The following is an 18,610-nucleotide window of genomic DNA, read 5'->3' as shown; positions in this document are numbered from 1 at the left end:
AGAATAATCCAAGCACACATGTATCGTATTCAGGTTGAAAAAGGAAATACCTATCAGGTAGAAAGCAAGGAGAACCTTCCACTCGTAAACGAGCAACCGCTGCACTGGGATATTTTGCAAATAGCCCCGGGGCGCTATCATATACTTCTTGATCATCAGACTTTTAACGCTGAAGTTGTCAAGGCCGATTACCAGTCAAAGTCCTTCACTTTTCGCATCAATAACAGCATCTACCACCTGACAGCCAAAGACCGGTTTGACCTGCTGCTTGAAAAAATGGGTATGAACACTGCCGGTAGCGGCAAGATAAATGAGTTGAAAGCGCCAATGCCGGGGCTGATTCTCAGCGTAAACATAAGCGAGGGACAAGAGGTAAAAAAAGGCGATTCGCTGCTTATTCTGGAGGCTATGAAGATGGAAAATGTGCTCAAAGCCCCTGCGGATGCAACTATTAAAGCTATCAAAGTGCAGCAAGGCGATCGCGTCGAAAAAAATACTATTCTCGTTGTATTTGGCTAATGCTGATTTCTTCCTACACAAATGTTTTGACAGAGGCAGGCGTGGACGAAGCGGGCAGAGGGTGTCTGGCAGGGCCGGTCGTAGCAGCGGCGGTCATCTTACCCAAAGACTACAAGCATCCGCTACTGAACGATTCCAAAAAACTAAGCTATCGCCAGCGCGAAAAGTTGCAATTGGAAATTGAGCGCGATGCTTATGCCATCGGTATTGGGCTTGCCTCGCCTGAGGAAATTGACCAAATCAATATTTTGCAGGCTTCTATACTGGCAATGCGTCGGGCAGTTGATTTACTTCCGATTTGCCCTGAACTTTTACTGATAGACGGCAAGTTTTTTTCCAAAGACTCGGCTGTGCCTTACCATTGTATCGTCAAAGGAGATGGACTTTACTACTCCATAGCGGCTGCGTCGGTGATTGCCAAAACATACCGCGACCACTTGATGCAGGAATATGCAGAAGAATATCCGCACTATGGCTGGCAGCAAAATGCAGGCTACCCAACTAAGGCACACTACCAAGCAATTGCAAATCATGGAGTTACGCCGCTGCATCGGCAAAGTTTCCGACTGTTTGCCGCTACCAATGGTTGAACTCGTCTGGATAAAGAGCTGCTTCCGGCGGACTCCTGATAGCAAATTATTCCATTGTGAATTGCATGGTGGATCAATTACCCCAGAGAATGCGACATCTTTTTTAATTAGCTTTCTGCATAGGAACAGCAACTGTAGTGCTGTCCCAAGCAAGTACCATTTGAATATCCCTGCCGGAAGATAGAAAAGAGATGGTAAAATTTTCAACCGGTTCTGCGGAGCGCACAGCTGCAACCTTGATTTTGAGTACGTCCTCTTTCGAGTTGTAATTGGTTCCCCACTGTCCTGTTTCCCGATTGAAAATAACAATCCATTCGCTAGGGTTGGGGATTGTCCACAGGGAATAACTGCCTTTGGGAAGTACCGAGCCTGCAATTTCCGTATCCTGAGCCAGACTAATGATCGTAGCCTCGTTAGCGCCTGTTCGCCACACTTTGTCATAAGGAACTAAGTGGCCAAAGATATTCCTCCCTTTTTTGGCAGGGCTACAATAGTTGACTTCTGCTGTAAAACCGTTCTTAGTGATTTTCGCCTGCTTTTCCGGACTGTGGGATTTTGTCCACGTGCGAAGCCCAAAAAATGCCATTAACAGGATCACAATCGTACCCGCAAGAATTTTAAACCACTTTCTCATTTATTGCGCAATGATTTAGGTGAGTCAAATTAAAGTGCCATAAAATTACACGATAGGCTACAAAGATAACATCCCTGTAGGCCTGTGCAACAACGCCGTCAGTCTTTTTACCTCTATAGTAAAATCGTGTATTGTTGTTGATACATGCTGTAGGCGCGGCGGCACTAAATCATGACCACAGAACGTTGAATTTCGTACAACTATTTAAGTAGTTGAGCAATTTAGAACGCATCTACTATGCATGCTGACTTTATTACAAGAAGAATGCAAGCGCACAAGATTTTTGTGTGCTTGTGGTAACATCTAATTTGAACAAATACTTAGCTGTTGAACAATGGATGAGGATAATACGAACAGTTTCTGTGTCAAATACTTCGACAACGCAGATAAAGCTAAAGATTGACTGCTGCATGAGCCGTGTGCTGCCGTTGATCACCGGCTATTCGTCCATCTACGATCGTTATCTTGCGGTCAGTTGCATTGGCGAGTGATTCGTTGTGAGTAACGATGACAAAAGTTTGTCCTAACTCATCGCGCAGTTTGAAGAAGAGTTTGTGTAACTCTTCTGCATTGCGCGTGTCTAAGTTGCCGCTTGGTTCATCTGCAAAAACAATTTTGGGGCTGTTAATCAGTGCGCGGGCTACGGCGACCCGCTGCTGCTCGCCGCCTGAAAGCTCCGCCGGTTTGTGCGATAGCCTGTGCGCCACTCCCAACATTTCGGCGAGCGCGGTAGCCTGTGCATGCAATTGGCCAACTGACCTGCCTGCAATGTAGCCGGGCATAGCGATATTCTCCAGCGCCGTAAACTCAGGCAGCAGGTTGTGAAACTGGAACACAAAACCGATCGAAAGATTGCGGAATTGTGCCAGTGCCTGTTCGCTTAATTGTAATAGTTCTATCTCGCCTGCGCTTACTGAGCCTTGATCAGGTCTGTCCAATGTACCTAAGATATGCAGTAGTGTACTTTTACCTGCCCCCGATGGACCAACAATAGTCGTAATTTTGCCTGATTCGATTTGAAGGTCTATTCCTTTGAGTACGTGCAGTTGCCCGTAGTATTTGTGCAGGTTTTTGGCGTTGAGCATATTCGAGGTTTTAGGCAGCAATACGTGTAATGTGTTTGACCAAAGCACGCCGCGCAATGGGCAATAAAGCCTCTTCAAGCGGGCATATCACTTTAGCAATTACTGCAAAAGTAGCAGGATTAGGCAAACGGTCGAACCTCTTGGCAAGGCTTAATTTGAGATGCTCATAGGTTTGCACCAACGTCAGCGGTGCAGTTTCTACGTATTGTGTATGAATGCCGCGAAAGCGCTCGTGGCGGTCTTCAAAAATCGTAATGTGATAGGTGTAAATATACGTATCGCGGCTTTGAGCTTTGCTCAGGAACATATAGCCCTTGTCTGTATTGAGCGGAGTAATTCCTATGGGGCTGATTTCCAAATGATTTTCTATGTATTCGTAAATTTCGCGTGCTTCTTCCAGTGCGCCGCCTACCAGCGGAATGGCATAATGTACAAGCTCCTCCACTACGCGCATGATTTCATCGTCCTCTATGATACTTTTGTACACCAATTGTAGCCGCTCAAAGTCAGCATGGCTAATACGCTGCGGAAAGTTTTCATACAGCAGATTTTTATGATCGCGCAGGTGGCATAGGTTCTGATAGTGGAAAATCAGATCCGCAAAAGCAGGATAGAGTTTTTGTGCGCCCAATTCTTCGCGCACGCTTTGCAGATAGGCGAGCAACACATACTTTTTATACTCAAAATCAATAAGTTGCTCGGTGAGCCAGTTTGGACTTAGGGTTTTCATAAGCAGACACAAAAGTTTAAGTTCCTCATATAATATAGAAAACGCAAATCAGATTCCAAACGATGCATTATGAAAACCCTATATCCAATTTTTTATCTATGTCGCTGGCGCAGCACATCAATTACTTCGTTCAAATCAATTGATTTGGCTTCTAGCAGTACCAAATAGTGGAAAAGCAAGTCGGCAGCTTCGCCCAAAAACAAGTCTTTGTTGTTGTCTTTGGCTTCAATAACCAACTCTACAGCCTCCTCGCCTACTTTTTGAGCAATTTTATTGATGCCTTTGGCAAAAAGTTTAGCCGTATAAGAACTGTCAGGCGAGGCATCTTTACGATTGCGAATGATGTGTTTCAGGTGTTCAATAAAAAGCACATTGCTTTTGTTGCTTTCATCAAAGCAGGTATCCGCGCCCGTATGGCACGTTGGCCCTTGTGGTCGCGCTTTGATGAGCAGCGTATCGCGGTCGCAGTCCAGTATCATATCTACAACATGCAGAAAATTGCCTGAGGTTTCGCCTTTTGTCCACAGGCGATTTTTGGAACGGCTGAAAAAGGTTACTGTTTTTTCGGCAAGTGTTTTTTGGTAGGCTTCTTCGTTCATATAGCCCAGCATTAGTACTTTGCCTGTGGTCGCATCCTGCACGACTGCCGGCAGCAACCCGCTGCTTTTATCAAAATCGGGTAGTAATGGCATAAAATAATGTTGTTTATAAATTTTTGTTACGCTTAGCGGTGATGCCGGGGAGACGTTAAAAAAATCCCTTACAAAGGTATTGATTAATTCATTTCACTTGTTGCATAAACCCTATTCCTCAAAAATCCTGCTCAGGTCAATGCTCAAATCGGGGAGCAGCGGCGTAGTGAGCAAATCTTCATCGGTATAAATTTTTATCAATTCGTATTTGCCTTCTGCATTCAGCGCAAACTGTTGTACAAATTGCTCATAAGGGACTACAATCCAATATTCTTTTACGCCATTTTCCTGATAGAGTTCGTACTTGGTTTTCATTTCCTTTTTACTATTGCCCAGTGAAAGGATTTCAATGATAATATCAGGCGCACCGATGCAACCTCTGTCGTCTAACTTGCTTGCATCGCATATGATGCACAGGTCGGGCTGTACGACTGTGTAAATATCTTTGTCGCTTTTTTTTGACTTTTTACTATCTAACAGACGAACATCAAAAGGAGCTACAAATAGCTCACAACCTTTTTTTTGCAATTCCAGATAGTTCCCCACTTGAAGCACCAGTTTGCGCAAAATTCTTTGATGCCTCTTATTTGGAGCAGGCGACATTTGAAAAATCTTACCCTTAATAAGTTCTACGCGCTCGCTCAATTGCCAGAGCAAATAATCAGCATAGGTATAAACCTTATCAGTATCCAATTGGGACAGGTCGGTGATGACAGTAGGCTGCATGGCACATAGATTTAGTGTCAGTACAAAGTTACTGATTAATTGCTATCCAAATTAAGTGTAAAATTGCACAATATTTTCTCCCGATATGTCCGAATCACAGGCACATTTGCAACAGTTGCTTGCCCTAATCGAGTTGGAACAACGAGCCGAAGAGCAACTTTTTAGGCAGCGCATAGAAGGGGTGCCGCTGAGCAAACAGCGCGAAAGCGGCTACACTTGGTATCCACTACAAATTTTGAGCAGCGATACGACCACAGGCAACCGGCTACGGCTGGAAGTTGCCCGCGCAACCGCTACCGATGCACCACAGGTATTTCAATCCAATGCAGCAGTATTGCTTGCCGTTTGGGAAAATGGCAAAATAACCGAACGCATTCCCGGGGTAGTAACTAAGTCTTCGCAGGAAAAACTCACCATCGTACTGGACGAGGAGGAACTTCCCGAATGGGCAGAGGGCGCATCGCTGGGGCTGACGCTGATGTATGATGCCACAACTTATCAGGAAATGGCTAAGGCGCTTCAGGCTGTAATAGAGGCGCGTGGCAATCGTCTGGCAGATTTACGCGAACTTTTGGCAGGCAATAAAGCACCTTCATTTGCCAACGAGGAGCACCTGACCGCGCCACAGTCGCTCAACCAACGACAGCAAGAAGCCTTAGCACTGGTACATCGGGCGCAGGACGTTGCACTGGTACATGGCCCGCCCGGAACAGGCAAAACAACTACGCTGGTCGAAATTATCAGCCAAACAGTAGCCCGCGAAAAGCGCGTATTGGTAACTGCCCCAAGCAATGCCGCTGCTGACTTGCTGGCAGAAAAATTAGCACAAAAAGGAATGCGCGTTGTCCGCGTTGGCAATCCTGCACGAGTAGGGGAGGAATTGCAACAACTGACCTTAGATGGGCAGATTGAGCGCCACCCTGACTATAAACAAATGCGGCAATGGCGACGTACTGCCATGCAGCTATTCTTGCAGGCAGGTAAATTCAAGCGTAATTTTGACCAACAAGCACGCGAAGAGCGCCGCCTTTTGCGAACAGAAGCCAAAGATTATTTACAGTTGGCAAACAAAACCGAAGAGTACATTATCAACGACGTATTTGCAAAAGCGCAAGCAGTGGTTAGCACGGTTACGGGTGCGGCACATGCCTCGCTGCGTCCTTACAGGTTCAAAACGGTGTTTATAGACGAGGCGGCACAGGCCTTAGAGCCGGCAGCTTGGATTGCTATTGCAAAAGCAGACCGCGTAATAATGGCAGGCGACCATTGCCAGCTACCTGCTGTGGTTAAGTCGGAAGAGGCAGCCCGCAAAGGATTGTCTATCAGCCTAATGGAGCGTTGTATGAAAAGCCGCTACGGCGAGCAGATAAGCGTGATGCTCTCGGTACAATACCGGATGCACCCCGATATTATGGCATTTCCTTCCCGATGGTTCTACAAAAACGAATTGCAAGCAGCCGATAGCATTAGCAACGAATGGCTCAACGAGCAGTTGCCACCGCTTACTTTCATAGATACGGCAGGTTGCGGCTTCGATGAACTTACCGATCAGGTAACGGGCAGCACTTCCAACCATACCGAAGCAGAGTTATTGGTAAAAATTATTTTGCAAGAGCAGCAATTCCTGCAAAGTTCTGTATCTGTTATCAGCCCTTATCAGGCACAGGTAAAACTTCTGCGCGACAGGTTGAGTAGTTTTCCACAGATAGAGGTAAACACGATAGACAGTTTTCAGGGGCAGGAGCGGGAGGTAGTCTATATCAGTCTGGTGCGTTCCAATCCCGAAGGACACATTGGTTTTTTGAACGATTTGCGCCGCAGCAATGTGGCTATCACCCGCGCAAAAAAACGACTGGTAATAATAGGCGATAGCGCTACATTGAGCTATCATCCTTACTACCAGTCGCTAATAGATTTTTCAATCGAAAGGAATTACTACAAAAGCGCTTGGGAGTGGCTATAGGCTGCGCTTCATAATCTGATCTAACCAGCCCTGTAGGTGTGCTTTGTCTTTTTTCAACTCTGCATTTTCCTTGCGTAGCAATTCCAGTTCTGCCATAGTGCGCTCCCATTTGGTTTCTTCTGCCAACCTCTCCTGAGCAAGTTGCGCTTCGCTTGGGCGAGGGGCCATTGTACTCAAATCCGCAGTGATCAACTCATCCAGAGTCAGGTTGAAATGCTTGGCCATTGCAACAAGTGTTTTCAGCGCAGGTTCTGTGCCTACTTCGTAGGATGCAACTTTGCCTCTTGTCAGATTAAACAACTTTGCGAAGCCGTATTGGCTTAAATTGTTCAAGTCTCTTAGAAACTTGATGTTATTTGCTAAATTAATCATAGTGTTAGGTGTTTTGATTGTTTATTCCTAACACCAAGTTGAGATGATTCTGCGTTTTGAGCAAAATTTTAAGCAAAAAACTTTTATACATCCTACATTTTATTTATTTTGCTCCCAAATAGGGAACATTTATGGATGGTATGGCAATAGAACTTACCGCATCAGACATCGAAATGATAGCAAATGCTATCGGATGTACTAAAAGACAGGTTAGGCATGTGCTGAAAGGAGAACGCGGAGAGAGAAATACTGCCTTGCAACAAAAAATCAGAACATTGGCAGGGCTAAGACAGCAACAGAATGCTACCTTACAGTTTTATGCATCTGTTACATTAGCAGAAAATAAAAAAATTGATCCGAGTCCGCTCCCTGCAAGTATAGACAATTATCAAGAGCTAAGAGCATTGCTTTCGCCTTACATTATTGATAACAATAACGACGGCATTTTTGCATTCAATCATAAGTTGCAATACACGCTTTGGAATGCTAAAATGGAAGAAATCAGCGGTTTTCAGGCAAAACAATGCATCGGCAAAACACCAATTGAACTATTTAGCGCCGCCGGGAAGCCACTTGATTATGAGCGGGATACGGATATTAAAAAAAGAGTACTTGCAGGAGAGCACGTGTTTTTACCTGCAACTGCATATATATATCCCTCAGGTAAAGAATTTTGGCATGAGCTACAAATAAGACCGCTATACGACCAACAAAAAAATATTATTGGAGGTGTCGGAATTCTCAAAGATGTAACCTCATACATGCAAATACAGCAGGAACTGCGCGAAAATATTGCCCGCTATCAGATCATAGATGTTTTCATGACAACTACTGTCTGCAAGGGATTCATGTGTGGCACACATTACATTATGGAATGGGTTTCACCTTCGTTTAAGGATAATCTGGGCTATACTTTAGAACAATTTAACATGGCTTCCAGACAGAGTGGCGGCTGGATTTTTAACGAAGCACAGGCTTTGCGCTACAAAGCAACCGAACAACAACTGTTGAGCAACCGTCCGGTAAAAGATTTTGTCATGTTTACACATCGCAGCGGAAGATTGATACCTACCGCCTGTTACTACAAACCTCTTCAGCCTACAAAACAAGGATATGCTGCTTTTTTGCTGGCTATTACCGAAGTACAAACATACAAAGACAACAACTGGCAGATCCGAGCCTTTTTTGACGATGCAGAGAACTTTTTTGCAATTATTCAGAGCAAGACCTTTGAGATTCTGTATGCCAATCCTGCACTGATGCGCTATGCAAGGAACGGTGGAGAAAAGGGTACCAACTTTGTGGACATCCACCGTCGCTACCATCACAGAGAACTTAAGCAGGCGCTTTTCCGACTCAATGAAGTGTTCGACCGCGCCTATGTCATACTCGATATGGGGGCTAATCGCGCTTTTGACAGCAGGCGGTTGATTTGGCTATTCGTACAGGTAAATCCTACAACAATCTATGCTGTTGGCAAAGTACTGGTGTGAATACTTGCGCAAAAGTTTCGCTATGTGTCTAAATTAACTATAAATTTGCATGATTTCATCATGGCCTATCAATTATGTCATCTTACAGCAAACTTGTATCACTCCTTGGTTCAGAAGCAGATTCGCTGCTCACACACCAAAGCACCACGATCAGCAAAGAGCATTTGCATCTTCCCAGCCCAAACTTCGTAGATCAGGTATTTGGCCAGTCTAATCGCTCACCACAGGTGTTGCGTAGCCTTGGTCAGTTATTTGGCGCAGGTCGTTTGGCAAACACAGGTTACCTGTCAATTTTTCCGGTAGATCAGGGCATCGAGCATACTGCCGGAGCATCTTTTGCACCCAATCCGATTTATTTCGATCCTGAAAATATTATTCGACTGGCTTTGGAGGCAGGCTGTAATGGAGTTGCTACTACTTTTGGCGTGTTGGGGATGATGTCGCGCAAGTATGCACATAAAATTCCGTTCATTGTGAAAATCAACCACAATGAGTTGCTGACCTATCCTAATAAATTCGATCAGGTAATGTTTGGCAGTGTAAAGGAGGCATGGAATCTGGGAGCGGTAGCCGTTGGCGCTACTATCTACTTTGGTTCAGCAGAATCTAATCGCCAACTAGTAGAAGTAGCCGAAGCCTTTGAACTGGCGCACGAACTCGGCATGGCAACTATCCTCTGGTGCTACACCCGCAACAATGCCTTTAAGAAAGACGGGGTTGACTATCACAACGCGACCGATATTTCTTCACAGGCTACGCACATTGGTGCTACTATTCAGGCAGATATTATTAAACAAAAACTACCTGTCAATAATGGTGGCTTTAAGGCAATTAATTTTGCCAAGTCGCATCCAAAAATGTATTCGGATCTGACAACAGATCATCCGATTGACTTGTGCCGCTATCAAGTGGCCAATTGTTACATGGGGCGCGCCGGCTTGATCAACTCCGGCGGCGAGTCTGCAGGTGCAAGCGATCTGACAGATGCTGTACGTACAGCGGTTATCAATAAGCGCGCAGGCGGTATGGGGCTTATTTTGGGTCGCAAAGCCTTCCAGCGTCCGTTTGCAGAGGGTGTTGAGCTGCTCAATACTGTACAGGATGTATATCTTGCCCCTGAAATCACGATAGCCTAAGACAATATTCAAGACAAAGCAAGGAAGAGAGAAATGAGCTGGTTCAAACGTTCCGAAAAAAACATAACAACCCCGACAGCAGAAAAGAAAGATGCGCCCAATGGCTTGTGGTTCAAAACCCCAACGGGCAAAATCATTCACATCAAAGAGTTGAAAAACAATCAGTACGTTTGCCCTGAAGATGGTTATCATGTAAAAATCGGCTCGCGCGACTACTTCGAGATCCTATTCGACAACAATCAGTTTACAGAAATTGCACCTGATATAACCCCCTGCGATCCGCTTAGTTTCTCTGATACCAAGTCTTATATTTCGCGTTTAGCAGACAGCCACGCAAAAACCGGGCTCAACGATGCCGCTCGCGCCGCATACGGCAAGATGAACGATCTTGATATCGTAATTGCTTGTATGGATTTTGAGTTCATTGGCGGCTCTATGGGTTCTGTGGTAGGTGAAAAAATCAGCCGCGCTGTTGATGTTGCCCTAACGGAGAGATTTCCTCTGTTGGTGATCTCTCGTTCGGGCGGTGCACGCATGATGGAGGCTGGCTTTTCATTAATGCAAATGGCAAAAACATCTGCAAAACTGGCCTTATTACACGAAGCAGGCATTCCCTACGTTTCCCTGATGACAGATCCTACAACGGGCGGCGTTTCAGCGTCTTTTGCCATGTTGGGCGACTTCAATATTGCCGAACCCGGTGCATTGATTGGCTTTGCAGGCCCGCGCGTTATTCGCGAGACAATCGGTAAGGATCTGCCCAAAGGTTTCCAAACAGCAGAGTTCCTACTCGAACACGGCTTCCTCGACTTTATCGTGGACAGAAGACAACTGAAGAATAAACTTACCTTGCTGTTCAGTATGCTCAAATAGCACGGAGGAGTGGCGAAGAAAAATCGAAACTGTCCAAAAAGTAACACGGACTTTAGCCTGTAATTTGTTAATCGCTTGATAATCAAACATCTACAGATTAAAGTCTGTGCTACAGTCAGACTTTTTGGACAGTTTCTTTATTTGTTAAGCAGGTACTTCGTTATGGGTTTCGAGCATTGCTACTACTTTTTCGACCATCGCCCGCGAGCCGACAATAAACGGACAACGCGCGTGCATTTCGGTTGGCTCGATCTCGAGGATGCGGCGTTTGCCGTCTGTAGCTGCTCCGCCTGCCTGTTCTACAAGGAAGGCAAGCGCATTGCATTCAAACATAAGTCTGAGTTTTCCGTTAGGCATTTTTTTAGTGGCAGGATAAAGGAAGATGCCTCCTTTGAGCAAATTGCGATGTACGTCTGCAACTAATGCACCTACGTAGCGTGCAGAAAATTTATTCTGACGGCAATACTCGATAAAGTCTTGAATGCCTTGCGGAAAGTCGTACAGGTTGCCCTCGTTGTAGGAAAATATTCTACCATCGTCTTTACTGCGCATGTTGGGATGTGACAAAATAAATTCGCCAATGGAAAAATCGTAGGTAAATCCATTGACACCGTGTCCGGTTGTGTAAACAAGCATGTTAGAGGAGCCGTAAATCACATAGCCTGCTGCCACCTGCTCGGTGCCTTTTTGCAGCGCGTCTTCCATTGTCGGGGGCGTACCGATCGGAGTCTTGCGGCGATAAACCGAAAAGATGCTGCCGAGAGGCATATTCACATCAATATTAGACGAGCCGTCCAGCGGATCTATTGCCACTACGTACTTCGCGTTGCGATTGCCTGTATCAATCAGTTCGTCTTCTTCTTCAGAGAGAATGGCGCAAACTTCACCGCCGCGTGTAAGCGCACGAACGAAGCGCACATTGGCTACTACATCTAACTTCTGCTGATCTTCGCCCGAAGAGTTCTGGTTACCGGCAGGCCCCTCGATGCCTATTAGTCCAGAGTTCATAATCGCTTTGTTAACGACTTTGGCTGCCAAAGCGATATCGCGCAGCAATTGGGAAAGTTCGCCCTTAGCATAGGGAAAATCGGACTGGCGATGGGCGATAAAGCGATCTAAAGTAATCCCGATAGAGGATACGTATTTCTGCACATCCACATTCATAAAAAATTTTGATTTGAGTTTGCGTGTGTCGTTTATTTGACCTTTGAATATAACAAAATTTTAGCGAGAGTCAAAAATTATATGTCACATTTCTTTTTATCTCCGGATGCAGGCTAAGGGCTACCGGGCAGGTATTAGCCGCACGAATCAGCATAGTGCGATGCTTTTCGCTCAGTTGGCTGTTGGGAAGTTCAAAGACGATTTTTATTTCACCAATGCGGCGCGGAGTTGTCTCCATGATTTTCTCTACTTCGCAGGTCAATCCTGTCAGGTCTATTCCTTCGCGGTTAGCGATAATGCCCATGATGGTCATTTTACAACTGGCAAGTGCCGCGCATACAAGATCTGTAGGCGAAAAAGCCTCGCCCTTGCCGTGGTTGTCTATAGGTGCGTCGGTAATAATCTGATTACCCGATTTGATGTGGATAGAGACTGTTCGCAGGTCTCCGAGATAAGTGTTTTTAAAATGTGCCATCTTTGCATTAATTTGGCTTCAAAAATAACAGGATTTGCCTTGAAAAAATATTTTGCTTCAACACTGCTCTTATTGTTTGTGCTGCCGCTGTGTGCGCAGGATATTGCTCTGGAAGAAGATCCCTTGCATAATCGCCAGACCAGTTATGGTGTCAATCTAAACAATAATGCTGGACTGATCGGTGGCGGGATGATTAAGCACACCCGCAACATCAGCAACAGAATGTATCATTTGTTTTACTTGGACATTGTTAAACTCAAGCATCCGAAAGAACAGCGCACCCAAAGCAGACTGAGTGGGGAGTCGTTTGTACCCGGTAAACAGAACCATCTTTTGCTTGTTCGTCCGCAGTACGGTAGGGAAAGAGTGCTCTTCCGTCGTTCGGCAGAACAGGGGGTGCAGATATCCGGCTCTTTTTCTGCAGGCCCCACAATTGCCGTTGTAGCACCCTATCTGATCGAATACCGCTTCGGTACGGGCAATATCCGCACCGAGCAATACAACCCGGACAGGCATCCTTCTTTCGATCAGGTTGTGCGCGCCGCTCGCTTAGGCGAGAGTCTCTCGCAGAGTACTTTCAGCGGAGGGGCTTCTCTCCGCACTGCACTTGCCTTTGAATTTGGCAACTTTCGCTCCAACGTTACAGGAGTAGAAGTAGGAGTTATGGCAGATTTTCTCGCACAGAAGATCGTCATTATGCCATTGGCAGAAAATCGCCAGAACTATTTTTCCATTTTTATTAACATCTATTATGGAAACAGGCGCTGAACAACTAAACAAATCGCGCATAGCAGCGGTTTTATGTGCATGACCGCCTACGAACTGGAACAGGAATTCAGCAGTTTTATCGAATTCGGAAATGTTTTTGATAAATCTGTGCGTACGTTTCTGGTACATTACCTACATGCCCGCCTGTCGGGAACAAGTATCAGTGATTATCGCCTCCAAAGCCTACTGCAAAATCAACAGAGCAAGTATTTTGATTATCTGAAAAATGCTTTGGATAAGATGCTCGGATTCGATCTGATACAGAAGGTTTGTGCAGACAACCGCCAACTCACCGAGCAAATTATAAGCGATGTACTAAAGTGGATTCGGGATGTAGATAAAAAAATTGTTGCTAAAAATCCTTATCAGCAGGAAAATGATATGTTTGATGCGTGGAGCCATAAGCCGACGCATCTCTGGATAGAAACATGGTACATACTTATCAATTTTCTGGCAAATAATTACGCGCGCGAGGACTTAGATAAAGATTTTTATGCAACAAAGTTCAAAGAGATATTAGCCGATGAAAGTCTCTTGCAAAAAGTCCGCAATACAAAGTCTATAGAAAAGCCCGAAGAGAAATTACCGATAGATGTGCTCATAGACGATTTGCTGGCACAATGGAATGCGCTGCTATCTGCCAAAAACCTGCAATACTACATGGAGGAGATGGAAAAAGAGCAGGAGCAGTTTACCGAATTACTCAACAAAAAGGTCGAGGAATTTCACAAACTTATGACGCTCATCAATCCCTTTGCTATGGAAGTTAGCAACTTTTGGGATATGAGCCGCAGCTTATGGAAAGATAAAGGCTTCAACGTATTAGACCACTACCAGCAGTTGCTTGCCAACGAAAAAGCCGTTCAGGAACTTGCCGATCTGCTTGGCAGGATGCGCGAAGCACAAACAGAAGTGGAAGAAGAAATTTTCCGCGAGGTAATTATTCGCAAAGAATGGAAAACCGATTTGCGCCTCAAAGCCGAAATTGGTGGGTTGCGCGAAAGCGATGACCTGCAAAACCTCCTACCTTCAGAGCTTGCGCTACTCGGCAGCAGAGAGACAGAATCCCTCTTCCTCCAAAAATATGCAGACAAAAGCCTGTTAAGCTATCAATTTCAAGGACGTAGCCTTATACACAGCGATAAGGTTTCGTTTACTACTCATCGCCGCGAAAAGCGCAAGGAAAAAGGCCCTTTTGTGCTTTGCATAGATACCAGCGGCAGTATGGAAGGGCTGCCTTCGCAAATTGCCAAAGTTTTATGCTTTGCCATTATGAAGATGGCAGCCAAAGAGCAACGCAAGTGCTACTTGATTTCTTTTTCGATTGGCATCAAAACAATCAATCTGCTCAACATCGCCGATAGCATAGACAAATTAGTCGACTTTCTCAGCATGTCTTTCGATGGAGGCACGGATATTACCCCAGCTTTATCTGAGGCGCTGAACATTTTGCAAACTACCGATTACAAAGATGCAGATGTGATGATGGTTTCCGACTTTGTTATGTTCGACATCAGAGAAGATCTGCTACGCCGTATCCAGAAGGAACAATCGCGCGGTACCAGATTTCACAGCCTAACACTCTCTCAAAAGCCTAACTTACAAGTGGTACAACAGTTCGATAACTACTGGGTATATGATCCGAAGGAGCGCAACATCATGCGTCGCTTGTGGGATGATATTCGACGCTTGCAATAAGCAGCAGACGATTCGCTGTTTTTTGCAGATTTGTTAATAAAGCGCAGGTGTTTTTAAATTTTCGTTAGCCAAATAACAAAAATGGGTATCGCTATTCAATAAAAGCGGGAATTTTCCCAAATTTGCGCTTCATCATTTTTAGATACAAACGTGATAGGTAAGCCTGTAATGAAAAACATAGCCGTCTTTACTTCCGGCGGCGACGCACCTGGTATGAATGCCTGTATTCGCGCAGTTGTCAGAGGCGCACTGCATCACGATGTGAATGTCTTTGGTATTTATCGCGGTTACAACGGCATGATTAGTGGTGATATTCAGCCACTTACTTCTCAGTCAGTAAGCAATATTATCCAGCGCGCGGGTACAATCCTCAAGTCGGCCCGCAGTGCAGAATTTCGCACCAAAGAGGGCCGTAAAAAAGCCTATGACCAATTGCAGGCACACGGCATCGAAGGATTGGTCGCCATTGGCGGTAATGGAACTTTCACAGGAGCGCAGATTTTTTACGAAGAGTATGGAATCCCAACGGTAGGCGCTCCGGGTACGATTGATAATGACCTCTTTGGTACTGACTTCACCATTGGCTTTGATACAGCGGTTAATACGGCACTGAGCGCGATTGATAAAATCCGCGATACGGCAGACTCACACGATCGCGTGTTTTTCATCGAAGTAATGGGGCGCGACTCGGGTTATATTGCTCTTCGCTCTGCCATTGGCGGCGGTGCCGAGCTGGCCATCATCCCTGAAAAACCGGACAGCATTGATGGAATTATTGAAAAACTCAAAGTTGGCTGGGGACGTACCAAGCGCTCGTACATAGTGGTAGTTGCTGAAGGAAAACAACCCGGTAATGCAACAGAAATTGCACAAAAAGTTAAAAGGGAGATTCCTGATCTGGATATCCGCGTTTCTACTTTGGGGCATATTCAACGAGGCGGCTCGCCCTCTGCAGTAGATCGCGTCATTGCCAGCCGCATAGGGCTGGCGGCCGTTGAGGCACTACTCAGCGGAAAGGCAGGCATTATGGTCGGTATTGTAAACGGTCGCCTTAAATATACGCCTTTTAAGGAGACCTTCAAGCACAAAAACGAGCAGATTGCAGAGATGATCCGTTTGGTAGATGTCCTTAGCAAGTAGCTAAGTTTTACATACCTTGTAAGACTTTGAGCAGTACTTCCCTCCTGCGAATAGCGAGCGGCAGTTCTGTACCATCCTTGAGTACGACTGCCCCCGCATCCGATTTTTCGATTCGCTTCAGGTAGGCAAGATTGAACAAATAGGATTTGTGGCAGCGAAAAAAACCCTGTTTTTCAAGTAGTTGCTCATATTCCTTTAAAGTTTTGGCAACCATCATTTTCTGCCCGTTGCTCAGAAAGAAATTGGTGTAGTTATCCTCTGCCTGCAAATACACAATCTCCGCAGTTTCGACGATGTGGATAGCATCCATATCCTTGAGCACCAAACGGCGGGCAGTTGCATTTCCCGCCTGCAAATATTGCATCATAACGGAAAGTTGTTGCTGCAACTGCTGGCTGCGGATGGTTTCTGCTGCTTTGTTGAAAGTAGCTACTAGTTCCTCAGGATCAGTTGGTTTGAGTAGATAGTCCAATGCCGACACGCGAAAAGCCTGTAGCGCGTAGGTATCGAAAGCAGTAATGAAAATAAGATGAAAATCAATACTTTGTAGTTGTTGCAACAAATCAAAGCCCGTACCATCGGGCATATCAATGTCCAGCAGAACCAAATCGGGATGGGTTGCTTCTATCAATTCGCGTCCTTTTTGTATATTTTCAGCTTCGCCTGCAAATATTGCCTGCGGGCAGAACCTTCCGATAATATTTTTTACAAAGTCGCGTTGCTGTTTGTCGTCGTCTATCGTTATCCAGCGCATCAGAGGTGGTATTTAAGTGGCATTTGCAAAGATACGGCTGTCCCTTGTTCCAAATCCTCAATGCGGAAAATAATAGCAAAACCTGCCTGATTTTCTAACAGTCGGATGCGATCTTGGGTGATGCCCGTAGCTCTGGAAACGTGTGCCTGATCGCGTAGTTGGGATGCCGCCTGTCTTCCGATACCGTTGTCGCTCAATTTGATGAGGAGTTGATTGCCTTCTGTGCCTATTTCCATGTGTAACTTACCGCCTACAGCAAGTCTGCGAATGCCGTGTTCAATGGCATTTTCTACTAATGGTTGCAGCAGCATTACAGGAATCTGCACCTCTTCGGGATCTAAATCTTCGGCAATAGTTACCTGATAATCAAAGGGTTGCTCAAAGCGGATACGCTGCAAGTCTATGTAGGTTTGTAGGGTTTCCAGCTCGTCGGCAAGGCTGGTAAATTCACGCTCGGAGCTATCTAATACGCGGCGCATCAGGCGGGCAAAGCGAGCGATATAGCTGCTTGCCGTCAGTGTTTCGGCGCGATTGACATACTGCTGAATCGCCATGAGTGCATTGAAAAAAAAGTGCGGGTTCATTTGTGCCCTTCGCCAGCGTTGCTCGGTTTGCAAAAGGGAAGACTGCATGGTTAGTCGCCTGTTGCGGTTATATATCGCAATGGCTGCAAGTATTGCCACGCTCAATATTAATCCACTGAATATCAAAACATTGCGTTGTTTTATTTCGAGTTGTTGGATCTGCGCCTGTTGCGAAAGCCGATTGATTTCGCTCTGCTTTTCGCTGACTTCGTAGCGGGTTTGCAATTCGGCAATCTGACGGCTGCGATCGCTATTGAATACGCTGTCCGAGAGTTGCTTGTGCAGTTTGTACCATTGGTACGCTCCTTTGAAATCACCTTTGGCAGAGTCTAGCTCTGCGTAGGCGAGGTAAACCTGCGCCAGTTCTTTGGTAGCGCCTATGCTGCGTGCCTGGATGGCGGCGCTATCATAATAGCTTTGTGCCAACCGCGAGTTGCCTTGCAACTTATAGATATTACCGATATGCTGGTAAGAATGCGTCAGCAGATAAGGCTCGCCAATAGCTTTTTCAATGCTGAGCGCCTGCAAATAAAGCTGCATCGCGCGGGCGTAGTTGCCTTGTTTCTCGGCTATTCCACCCAGAAAATTAAGTGAATAAGCCTCGCCTTGCCGATCTCCAAGCTCTTTTTTCAGGACTAAAGAATGCTCGACGAGCTGCCTGGCGCGATTGAAGTCGCCGGATTGTGCATATAAATTACCCAGATTGCCACTGATAACAGCAATGGCGGGCTTTGCCTGTAACTTTTCTACGATTTGCAGCGCTTGCTCCATGTACTGGAGTACGAGCGGATATTGCTGCAACTCGTGATATACGGCCGCGATATTATTCAAAGCGCGAGCGCGGTTGAGTTCATCGCCTGCTTTGGCAAAATTTTCCGCTGCTTTGAAAAGATAGTTAAGCGCTTCTTTATGCTCCGAACGATCGCTGAGGATTGTACCTAAGCGCAATGCAACGGTTGCTTGCTGTGCAGCGGATAGTCCTGCCGCCAAATTGTATGCTTCTTCTGCCAAAAGCGTTGCGTTAAGGTAATCGCCATGCTGCTGCCTGATACTTGCCAGCCTGATGAGCGTTTCGCAGCGCAGCGAATCGGAGAGTTGGCTTTGCAATACTTTATTCAGACTGTCCGCTATATCTTGCCCCAAAAGCGGCAGTGCAAACAAGAAATACAACTTAAGGAATAGCAAGGTTGATTTGGTCATAGGTCATGTTTTGG

At 45.7% G+C, this 18,610-nt stretch carries 19 protein-coding genes; 9 read left to right on the top strand and 10 right to left on the bottom strand.

Going from position 1 to position 18,610, the window contains the following annotated elements; all coding sequences use genetic code 11:
- The first annotated feature begins 18 nt into the window (after window positions 1-18).
- Window positions 19-519 carry an acetyl-CoA carboxylase biotin carboxyl carrier protein subunit gene (locus tag ACWIP2_RS02705; RefSeq protein ID WP_448518359.1) on the top strand — a complete coding sequence of 167 codons (501 nt, stop codon included), beginning with the start codon at window positions 19-21 and terminating at the stop codon, window positions 517-519.
- Window positions 519-1,109: a ribonuclease HII gene (locus ACWIP2_RS02700; protein WP_448518358.1), complete on the top strand. Its 591-nt coding sequence runs from the start codon at window positions 519-521 to the stop codon at window positions 1,107-1,109. Before ACWIP2_RS02705 ends, ACWIP2_RS02700 begins: the two co-directional genes overlap by 1 nt.
- A gap of 103 nt (window positions 1,110-1,212) precedes the next feature.
- On the opposite strand, the gene ACWIP2_RS02695 is transcribed toward ACWIP2_RS02700, so the two are convergent.
- The 5 genes from ACWIP2_RS02695 to ACWIP2_RS02675 all read right to left on the bottom strand — a co-directional run bounded on the left by ACWIP2_RS02695 (window position 1,213) and on the right by ACWIP2_RS02675 (window position 4,976).
- A complete protein-coding gene (locus tag ACWIP2_RS02695; RefSeq protein ID WP_448518357.1) occupies window positions 1,213-1,743 on the bottom strand; it encodes a DUF2911 domain-containing protein in 531 nt (176 codons plus the stop codon).
- Window positions 1,744-2,135: 392 nt separating this feature from the next.
- On the bottom strand, window positions 2,136-2,828 hold the full coding sequence (locus ACWIP2_RS02690) for an ABC transporter ATP-binding protein (protein WP_448518356.1): 693 nt from the start codon (window positions 2,826-2,828) through the stop codon (window positions 2,136-2,138).
- Window positions 2,829-2,838: 10 nt separating this feature from the next.
- Window positions 2,839-3,558 carry a hypothetical protein gene (locus ACWIP2_RS02685; RefSeq protein ID WP_448518355.1) on the bottom strand — a complete coding sequence of 240 codons (720 nt, stop codon included), beginning with the start codon at window positions 3,556-3,558 and terminating at the stop codon, window positions 2,839-2,841.
- Between the two features lie 92 nt (window positions 3,559-3,650).
- On the bottom strand, window positions 3,651-4,250 hold the full coding sequence (gene hisIE / locus ACWIP2_RS02680; protein WP_448518354.1) for a bifunctional phosphoribosyl-AMP cyclohydrolase/phosphoribosyl-ATP diphosphatase HisIE: 600 nt from the start codon (window positions 4,248-4,250) through the stop codon (window positions 3,651-3,653).
- 111 nt (window positions 4,251-4,361) lie between these two features.
- On the bottom strand, window positions 4,362-4,976 hold the full coding sequence (locus tag ACWIP2_RS02675; protein WP_448518353.1) for a Uma2 family endonuclease: 615 nt from the start codon (window positions 4,974-4,976) through the stop codon (window positions 4,362-4,364).
- An 85-nt stretch (window positions 4,977-5,061) separates the two neighbouring features.
- Here ACWIP2_RS02675 and ACWIP2_RS02670 point away from each other — a divergent pair, with 85 nt between their 5' ends.
- Window positions 5,062-6,939, top strand: coding sequence for an AAA domain-containing protein (locus ACWIP2_RS02670; protein WP_448518352.1), 1,878 nt, complete (start codon window positions 5,062-5,064; stop codon window positions 6,937-6,939).
- Here the strand turns inward: ACWIP2_RS02670 and ACWIP2_RS02665 are convergent.
- Complete coding sequence (locus tag ACWIP2_RS02665; RefSeq protein ID WP_448518351.1) at window positions 6,934-7,311, bottom strand: helix-turn-helix domain-containing protein; 378 nt, start codon at window positions 7,309-7,311, stop codon at window positions 6,934-6,936. The two genes, ACWIP2_RS02670 and ACWIP2_RS02665, sit on opposite strands and share 6 nt — an antisense overlap.
- 131 nt (window positions 7,312-7,442) lie before the next feature.
- Here ACWIP2_RS02665 and ACWIP2_RS02660 point away from each other — a divergent pair, with 131 nt between their 5' ends.
- The 3 genes from ACWIP2_RS02660 (at window position 7,443) to accD (ending at window position 10,813) form a co-directional block, all read left to right on the top strand.
- Window positions 7,443-8,804, top strand: a complete 1,362-nt coding sequence (locus tag ACWIP2_RS02660; protein WP_448518350.1) for a PAS domain-containing protein — start codon at window positions 7,443-7,445, stop codon at window positions 8,802-8,804.
- 74 nt (window positions 8,805-8,878) lie between these two features.
- Window positions 8,879-9,940: a class I fructose-bisphosphate aldolase gene (locus tag ACWIP2_RS02655; RefSeq protein WP_448518349.1), complete on the top strand. Its 1,062-nt coding sequence runs from the start codon at window positions 8,879-8,881 to the stop codon at window positions 9,938-9,940.
- 33 nt (window positions 9,941-9,973) lie between these two features.
- Window positions 9,974-10,813, top strand: a complete 840-nt coding sequence (accD, locus tag ACWIP2_RS02650; protein ID WP_448518348.1) for an acetyl-CoA carboxylase, carboxyltransferase subunit beta — start codon at window positions 9,974-9,976, stop codon at window positions 10,811-10,813.
- A 144-nt stretch (window positions 10,814-10,957) separates the two neighbouring features.
- Here accD and fbp read toward each other — a convergent pair whose 3' ends face one another.
- Entirely contained in the window at window positions 10,958-11,977 is a 1,020-nt protein-coding gene (gene fbp / locus ACWIP2_RS02645) for a class 1 fructose-bisphosphatase (RefSeq protein ID WP_448518347.1), read from the bottom strand.
- A 70-nt stretch (window positions 11,978-12,047) separates the two neighbouring features.
- A complete protein-coding gene (locus ACWIP2_RS02640; RefSeq protein WP_448518346.1) occupies window positions 12,048-12,452 on the bottom strand; it encodes an OsmC family protein in 405 nt (134 codons plus the stop codon).
- A gap of 39 nt (window positions 12,453-12,491) precedes the next feature.
- Between ACWIP2_RS02640 and ACWIP2_RS02635 the strand changes: the two genes are divergently transcribed.
- The 3 genes from ACWIP2_RS02635 to pfkA all read left to right on the top strand — a co-directional run bounded on the left by ACWIP2_RS02635 (window position 12,492) and on the right by pfkA (window position 16,058).
- Window positions 12,492-13,220, top strand: a complete 729-nt coding sequence (locus tag ACWIP2_RS02635; RefSeq protein ID WP_448518345.1) for a hypothetical protein — start codon at window positions 12,492-12,494, stop codon at window positions 13,218-13,220.
- A gap of 39 nt (window positions 13,221-13,259) precedes the next feature.
- Window positions 13,260-14,918: a VWA domain-containing protein gene (locus ACWIP2_RS02630; RefSeq protein WP_448518344.1), complete on the top strand. Its 1,659-nt coding sequence runs from the start codon at window positions 13,260-13,262 to the stop codon at window positions 14,916-14,918.
- Window positions 14,919-15,086: 168 nt separating this feature from the next.
- The gene (pfkA, locus tag ACWIP2_RS02625) at window positions 15,087-16,058 is read left to right on the top strand and encodes a 6-phosphofructokinase (RefSeq protein ID WP_448518343.1); all 972 of its coding nucleotides are present in this window, start codon (window positions 15,087-15,089) and stop codon (window positions 16,056-16,058) included.
- 7 nt (window positions 16,059-16,065) lie between these two features.
- Here the strand turns inward: pfkA and ACWIP2_RS02620 are convergent, their stop codons facing one another.
- Window positions 16,066-16,812 carry a LytR/AlgR family response regulator transcription factor gene (locus tag ACWIP2_RS02620; RefSeq protein WP_448518342.1) on the bottom strand — a complete coding sequence of 249 codons (747 nt, stop codon included), beginning with the start codon at window positions 16,810-16,812 and terminating at the stop codon, window positions 16,066-16,068.
- Complete coding sequence (locus ACWIP2_RS02615) at window positions 16,812-18,596, bottom strand: tetratricopeptide repeat protein (protein WP_448518341.1); 1,785 nt, start codon at window positions 18,594-18,596, stop codon at window positions 16,812-16,814. Before ACWIP2_RS02615 ends, ACWIP2_RS02620 begins: the two co-directional genes overlap by 1 nt.
- Window positions 18,597-18,610: the final 14 nt, after the last annotated feature.

Source organism: Rhodoflexus sp. (genome assembly GCF_053489755.1).
Note: the sequence above shows the minus strand (reverse complement) of the source record. Positions and strands in the feature narration are given on the sequence as shown.